The organism is Shewanella gelidimarina, from assembly GCF_023283945.1.
Lineage (GTDB): Bacteria > Pseudomonadota > Gammaproteobacteria > Enterobacterales > Shewanellaceae > Shewanella > Shewanella gelidimarina.
In genome coordinates this window covers 115,095-121,840 of sequence record NZ_JAKIKW010000017.1, presented here as the reverse complement: position 1 = coordinate 121,840, position 6,746 = coordinate 115,095, and the positions used below count along the sequence as shown (strand labels likewise).

6 protein-coding genes and 1 pseudogene are annotated in these 6,746 nt (G+C 41.4%); 6 read left to right on the top strand and 1 reads right to left on the bottom strand.

Annotated elements, in window-relative coordinates; genetic code table 11:
* Positions 1 to 229 (top strand): annotated as a pseudogene (gene ardB / locus L2729_RS14930) (acrylate reductase cytochrome subunit ArdB); the annotation flags it as partial.
* A gap of 319 nt (positions 230 to 548) precedes the next feature.
* Complete coding sequence (locus tag L2729_RS14925; RefSeq protein WP_248988981.1) at positions 549 to 1,733, top strand: DcaP family trimeric outer membrane transporter; 1,185 nt, start codon at positions 549 to 551, stop codon at positions 1,731 to 1,733.
* Between the two features lie 277 nt (positions 1,734 to 2,010).
* On the opposite strand, the gene L2729_RS14920 is transcribed toward L2729_RS14925, so the two are convergent.
* Entirely contained in the window at positions 2,011 to 2,796 is a 786-nt protein-coding gene (locus tag L2729_RS14920; protein ID WP_248988977.1) for an AraC family transcriptional regulator, read from the bottom strand.
* Between the two features lie 98 nt (positions 2,797 to 2,894).
* On the opposite strand from L2729_RS14920, the gene L2729_RS14915 reads away from it, so the two are divergent.
* The 4 genes from L2729_RS14915 to L2729_RS14900 all read left to right on the top strand — a co-directional run bounded on the left by L2729_RS14915 (position 2,895) and on the right by L2729_RS14900 (position 6,726).
* A complete protein-coding gene (locus tag L2729_RS14915) occupies positions 2,895 to 4,013 on the top strand; it encodes a multidrug effflux MFS transporter (protein ID WP_248988976.1) in 1,119 nt (372 codons plus the stop codon).
* 238 nt (positions 4,014 to 4,251) lie between these two features.
* The gene (locus L2729_RS14910) at positions 4,252 to 4,737 is read left to right on the top strand and encodes a VOC family protein (RefSeq protein ID WP_248988975.1); all 486 of its coding nucleotides are present in this window, start codon (positions 4,252 to 4,254) and stop codon (positions 4,735 to 4,737) included.
* Between the two features lie 516 nt (positions 4,738 to 5,253).
* Positions 5,254 to 5,829, top strand: a complete 576-nt coding sequence (locus tag L2729_RS14905; RefSeq protein WP_248988980.1) for a YdeI/OmpD-associated family protein — start codon at positions 5,254 to 5,256, stop codon at positions 5,827 to 5,829.
* Positions 5,830 to 5,925: 96 nt separating this feature from the next.
* Positions 5,926 to 6,726 carry a PhzF family phenazine biosynthesis protein gene (locus tag L2729_RS14900; RefSeq protein WP_101092023.1) on the top strand — a complete coding sequence of 267 codons (801 nt, stop codon included), beginning with the start codon at positions 5,926 to 5,928 and terminating at the stop codon, positions 6,724 to 6,726.
* The last annotated feature ends 20 nt before the right edge of the window (positions 6,727 to 6,746 follow it).

Sequence of the window (6,746 nt, the reverse complement as noted above, 5' to 3'; positions counted from 1 at the left end):
CAATGGCATCAAACAGTTTCCATCAGATCAAGCCTGTTTGCAGTGTCATGATGTTGATGACTTAGCAGAGCAAACAGCGCGTAGCGAAGAAGATAAGTGGCAGAATCCACACAACAACCTGCATTACGGTAAAGAGTTGCCTTGCCAAGAGTGTCATGGCGAGCATACATCTAAAAAGCCAATGTGCAGCAATTGTCATACTTTTAAGTTTGATAAGTTCAAAGAGTAATCTACTGCCGTTTAGCGAGTTCTCCATCTTCGGTTTGTACCTAAGTCACCCGCCATATTGAGTTTTTGTCTTCTTAATATGGTTGGGCTTTTCATAATGATAAACGCCTAGTCTATTGCTCCCTGCAAAGTAGTTTGGACCCGGATGTTTGATAACACCAATCAGTGCACGAAGTTGCTCCACTGGCTTATTGCGGTTGAGCGGTGTCTATGTGGAACGCCTTCTCTACGTTATTTTATTTAAGAGAAGGTTATTTTTTAACAATAAAAATAATGGTGATGTGATGAATAAATGTTTGTTTGAAACTCAAGAAAGCTCGATGAACAGTCAATTTTATAAAAATAAAAGAGGATTGAGTTTAATTGGATTATTTGTGGCAAGTGCTCTTTCTGCTACTTGTGCTAACGCAGCCGTTCTAGACAATACTGATATGCAGTTTGGTGGCTATATCAAAGTCGATGCAATGTTGAGTGATTATAGTAATGGTGCTCCAGGTTCAGGACACATTTCTAGGCAGTTCTATGTACCAGGCACTATATATGGTGTTGATGGTAATGGAAGTCAAGTTATTGATTTCCAAGCAAGAGAGTCTAGGTTTAATTTTAAGACAATCACCGATATCGAGGGTCATAAGCTAACAGGATTTATTGAACTCGACTTTATGACACACGCCGACGGTAATGAACGTGTGTCTAATAGCTATTCTCCGCGAATTCGTCATGCGTTTGTTAGCTTTGATAAATGGACCTTTGGTCAAACATGGACCACTTTTCAAAACCCTGCAGCCTTACCAGAGAATCTTGATTTTATCGGAGCAGCAGAAGGGACACCTTTTGTACGTCAAACTCAAATACGTTACACCAATGGTGGCTTCCAATTTTCAGTAGAAAACCCTGAAACGACCTTAAATGAGTACCAAACGGGTTCGAGGATGGTGAGTGGCAGTGGTATGGTGCCTGATTTTGTGGCACGTTATAACATTAAGACCGACGGTGGCACCAAGCTATCTCTTGCCGGTATTGGAAGACAGCTCAATATAGAAACTAAGCAGGGTGGAACTCAACTAGATTCGACTGCATTGGGTTACGGCGTGAGTTTAAGTGGCATCTTACCCGTTGGTAAAGATGACATTAAATTTACTGCGACCTACGGTGAGGGGCTTGGTCGTTACATGGCACTCAACTATGTGAATGCTGGGGTTATCGATTCTGATGGCGATATTGAGGCTATTACCTCTTATGGCGGCTTCATTGCTTATCGCCATTGGTGGAATGGGAAATGGCGCTCAAGTGTGACTGCATCAGCTTTTAGCGCAGATAATGATGTCAGCTTGACCGGCGAAAACGTTAACAAAGACTCATATTCTGGCTATGTTAACTTGCTCTACTCCCCTATAAAACCATTAACGCTAGGGGTTGAATATATGTATGCTAAAAACAGTAAAGAAAGCGGCCTTGAGGGTGAGCTTAATCGATTGATGTTTTCAGCAAAATACGTGCTCTAGCTTACAGGAGTCATTATTGCTGACAGCATGATGACAAAGAGTGAGTGTAATAGTAGGAGGCCTAAGGCCTCCTTTTTTTGTTTAATACCTTTAAGATCTCTGTTACCGCACATGTCGTTAAGTGATTGTCTTGAACTATGAACTATGAACTAATAAATAAGTGCGCTTGCCAGAGATCATTGGAACCACTTAGGTCTGAAGCTCACTCACTTTCGCCCGGCAATGAGTTAGATTGATGACTCAGACATTTTCTGCTCATTTTCCATGCCAAATTAGCCTAATCTAATGGTTCTGCTTTGCTGTTCATAAAACTGAGTGGCGTTTGGCCTGTTTGTTTCTTGAAGAATGCGATAAAAGCGCTATCAGAGGAAAACTCCAATCCATCAGCAACGTTACTGACTTGCATTTTTCTAGACAACAACTCAATTGCCTTGAGTAAACGCCATTGCTGTTTCCAGTCTTGATAGGACATTCCTGTTTCTGCTTTAAATAGTCTGGTGGCCGTTTTGGTACTTGCACCGATGGAAGCCGCGACAGAGGTCAGTGATGGAGGAAGAAAAGATCCTTGCATCATTTGCTGGCGGAATTTTTGTAGTCGGCGATCTGAAGGTAAAGGCAGTTGGAACTCGTGGCGTTTAGCGGCGTAAAATTCTTCCCAAAAAAGTGCAATAGTATTCTTCATGTCGTCATCTGGTTTATCCCATGGCCAAAGCGCCATTTTATCAATTAGCGCTTTTAACAGAGCATCCACTTCGAACATGGTGATGTCTTTTGGACATTGGAACAGGGTGCAATCAAAATATAGCGAGCGGTAAGCGACGACATTAGTCATCACCGCTCGATGTTGTGTATGCGGCGGGATCCAGACCGCTTTTGTTGGTGGCAATATGCATATAGAGTTTTCTAAAGCAAAGGTCATACTGCCTTGCGGTGCATAGAGTAATTGCCCTTTGCTGTGCTGATGCATCCCGGAGTCATGCGCACCAACATTGACGGCGATCCCCACGACGGAGGTGGCCATTTTGTCTGCGTCGAACTGGGTTTGTGGGTTAATAATTGCCATTTGTCCGAATTATGATGTTTTTAGAATTAATGTTGTTAATAGCTAAAGGATAGCGACATCTATACTGCCCGCCAAGTTAATTAATCACAGGTTCCAAAATGAATACTAAACCGTCTTTATGGTTGATGGTTGTCATGTTGATGTTTCCTCAAATAGTGGAAACCATCTATAGCCCAGCGTTAGGTTCCATTTCACAAACATTTGCAGTGACTTATGCGCAGGCAGCTCAAACATTATCCATCTACTTTACTGCATTTGCTATTGGCGTTGTGGTCTGGGGGATATTGTCGGATAGATGGGGTAGGCGACCAACCATGCTCATTGGTCTGTTTATTTACGGTTGCGCCGCTTTATTAGCAATGCAAACAGAAAACTTTACCGTTTTAATGGTCGCAAGAGCATTAAGTGCATTCGGAATAGCTGTTGGCTCTGTGGTGACCCAGACGATGCTGCGTGACGCATTTGAAGGCGAAGCTCTCGCTAAAGTCTTTAGTTTAATGGGATTTGGACTCTCTATTAGTCCTGTCGTCGGGATGTTACTGGGTGGTCAATTATCGCAAGCGGGTGGCCACCATTATATATTCTTAGCTCTATTTATGATGGCATTAGGCTTATTGATCCTTAATGTATTTACGCTTCCTGAAACTCAACGTGAAAAGCGACCGTTAGCGCTGGGTAAGTTAAGTGTTCTAATGTTGAAAGATGCTCACATTTGGCAATCTGCATTATTGGTTGCGCTATATAACATTGCTTTGTTTTCTTATTATCAACTTGGTGGGTTTACCTTTACAAAACTGGGGTTTGATTCAGAGCAATTTGGTTACAGTGGGATGGTGTTAGGCCTTGGCACATTTATGGGTTGTTACTTTAACAAAATCCTTCTGTCCAAAAAGGTGTCTGCACGCTCTCTGCTTTGGCTTTCTGCTGCTGAACTTACCGTGGGAGCTTTTGGGGTGTATATTTTGCTCGACTCTATCTTGTTTTTGGCGCCAATGATGTTGGTTGTGATGGCTTTTGGTATTGCGATCCCTAATGTGCTGAGTCTGGCTTTAGCCAATTACAAACAGCAAACAGGCAGTGCGGCGGCGATATTTGGACTAATGTATTATCTGCTTATTGGCAGTGGCCTAGCTCTGGCTGGTGCCGTTCAGCACTTAGGCTTGGTGCTTATCGCCTGCGCTGTCGTGGCGGTGTTGGTGACACTCTCACGCAAATAGTGAGTTCGGGGCAGATAGCAATCATCGGATAATGAATGGCAACCCTTCTGGCATTGAGAGAGGGTTAAGGTCAGGTTTGTTTATTATCACTCATTACCGATTTGTCATTACCAACTCGCCATTGCCAAAATTTATCATTTTAATAAGATTCAATAATTTTACGTAATGTAACTTTGTCCATATAATTACTCCATCAAAACAAACAACACATCAGTTAACTAGGTTATTGGAGCATATTATGAAAATGAGTCATGTTGGGATCCTTGTTGGAGATATGGATAAAGCTGTTGAGTTTTATACCAATGCGCTTGGTCTTAAGATTGTCATGGGCAACACCAAGGTCGAAGAGGAACGCGAGACAGCAATCGGTAAGATGTGTATTGCTGTCTTTGGGGAAGGTTTTAAAGGCTTTAATATTGCACACCTAGTGACAACCGATGGTATTGGTTTTGAGCTATTTGAAATGAAAGAGCGCCAAGAGCGACACATCGTTGATTTCTCTCGGATTGGTATCTTTCACTTTTGTCTTGAAACGGATGATTTTGAAGGTGTTATTGAAAGGACCAAAAAGCTCGGTGGCAAGGTGAGAATGGATATTATGCGTTATCATCCTGAAGATGATAGCAAACCTTACCAAATGGTTTACCTTGAAGATCCATTTGGAAACTTATTTGAGCTTTACTCACACACCTATTCAGAAACTTACTCTTCTGAATACGATTAGTCTGAATACGACTAATATAATATGAACAGACTAGCGAGTATTTACAATTAGCATTGTGAATAACCCGTTATGTGCCTAGTCCTAAAATAGGTTGACGGTTTTTATTAAGCCAGTTGGTACTCCCGGCTGGCTTTTTTATGCACCTCGTTTGGGGTTTTCATCCCTAAACTAAGATGCGGCTTAGCTACCGATGACTCTGTAACAATTGATAAAAGCTATTTATATCAAAATACTACGAAATGATAAAAAGTGATACGTAGACCTCGTAAACAAGCCAGCTCAATTTATCCCTGCAAAATACTCTCTATTATTGGTAATAATTACGTAAATAAACCCATTTACGACAATAGCTTAGCAATGCTACCTTGGGTTGACATAGGCGTACAGTCAAGAACGTTATCGAACTGCTATTGAATAAGCTGTTGAACAAAACAGTTTGTTATGTTTATTGGCCACATTATAACTAACAATTTTAGTGCGCTTAATGCGGCGTTATCCCGAAGAGAATCAAGTTTTATGCCTGAAGCCAATCCAGCGAGAATCATGACCTTTGTATCGCCGAAAGATCTTAGTCAGTGGCTCAAAGTGAATCACGCCTCTGAAAGTGAACTATGGGTGAAGATCTACAAGAAAAATACTAGGATTCAGAGCGTGACTTGGGATGAGCTCGTGATTGAGGTTCTATGTTGGGGTTGGATCGACGGTATTAAGAAGTCAATTGATGACCAAGCCTACCTTCAGCGCATTACTCCCAGAAAAACGCGCAGTAACTGGTCTAAAAGAAATACAGAGCATGCGGAGAGTTTGATAAATGAGAGCCGGATGATGGAATCAGGGCTCGTGCATATTCGTGCTGCAAAAGCGGACGGTCGCTGGGGAAATGCCTATGTGGTAAGTGAAATGGAAGTACCCGCAGACTTCCTAGCGGCACTGGAGAGCAAGCCGAATGTTAAGGCGTTTTTTGATACTCTCAATAAATCGAGTCGTTATGCTATCGCGTATGGATTGAAAAGTGCGAAGAAACCCGAAACCAGACTTAGGCGATTTACAAAATTTATGAACATGCTTGTGCACGAAGAAAAGCCTAAATAAGTGGAATTAGGCTTAATAGGTTTTTCAGACGGACGCATAATAAGTCGTTATGCAACCAAGTTATGCAACCAAGTTGTTCAACGCAAGGAGGAAACCTTGGAATTAGATATATATCAAGTTGATTCATTTACGACTAAGCCATTTAAAGGGAATCCAGCTGGAGTTTGTATATCAGAAAATGATCTTGATGAAAATCTCATGTTTTCTATCGCAGAAGAAATGGCAGTTTCTGAAACTGCATTCTTATCATTAAGTAACATGAAGTTAAGGTGGTTTACACCCAAAATAGAAGTAAGCTTGTGTGGTCATGGAACATTGGCCGTCGCACATGTTTTAAAGGAAAATGGCTTGGTTGCGATTGGCGATACATTAGTTTTTGACACATTGTCAGGTGCTTTACTGGTCACAGTACAAGATAAAACGATTGAAATGGATTTTCCATCAACCACTATCAATCCGGGTATTTCTAGCCATGTAGAGCTCTTAGATCTTCTTGGGATCAATCCAGAACACGTGATTTTTTTGGGTCACTTCGATTCAAAATTTTTTATCGAAATTGACAGCGAGGAAACGCTGTTGGGGTTAAACCCAAACTTTGATGGCTTAAAGAAATTAAAGGGCCGTAGTGTTGTCATTACTGCAAAATCAGTATCCAGTGAATTTGATTTTATTTCTCGGTATTTTGCTCCTTGGGTTGGTGTTAATGAAGACCCAGTTACGGGTTCAGCACATTGTGCTTTAGCTGTATATTGGGAAGCAAAGCTTAAGAAAAACAAGCTTAAAGGCTATCAAGCTTCTGCCCGTGGTGGTTTCGTCAATGTTGAATTATTGCCAAATAATCGAGTGAAACTGATTGGTTCAGCGATAACTACGTTGAAAGGGGTTTTATACGTATAGGCAGTGTAACGATTTGATAA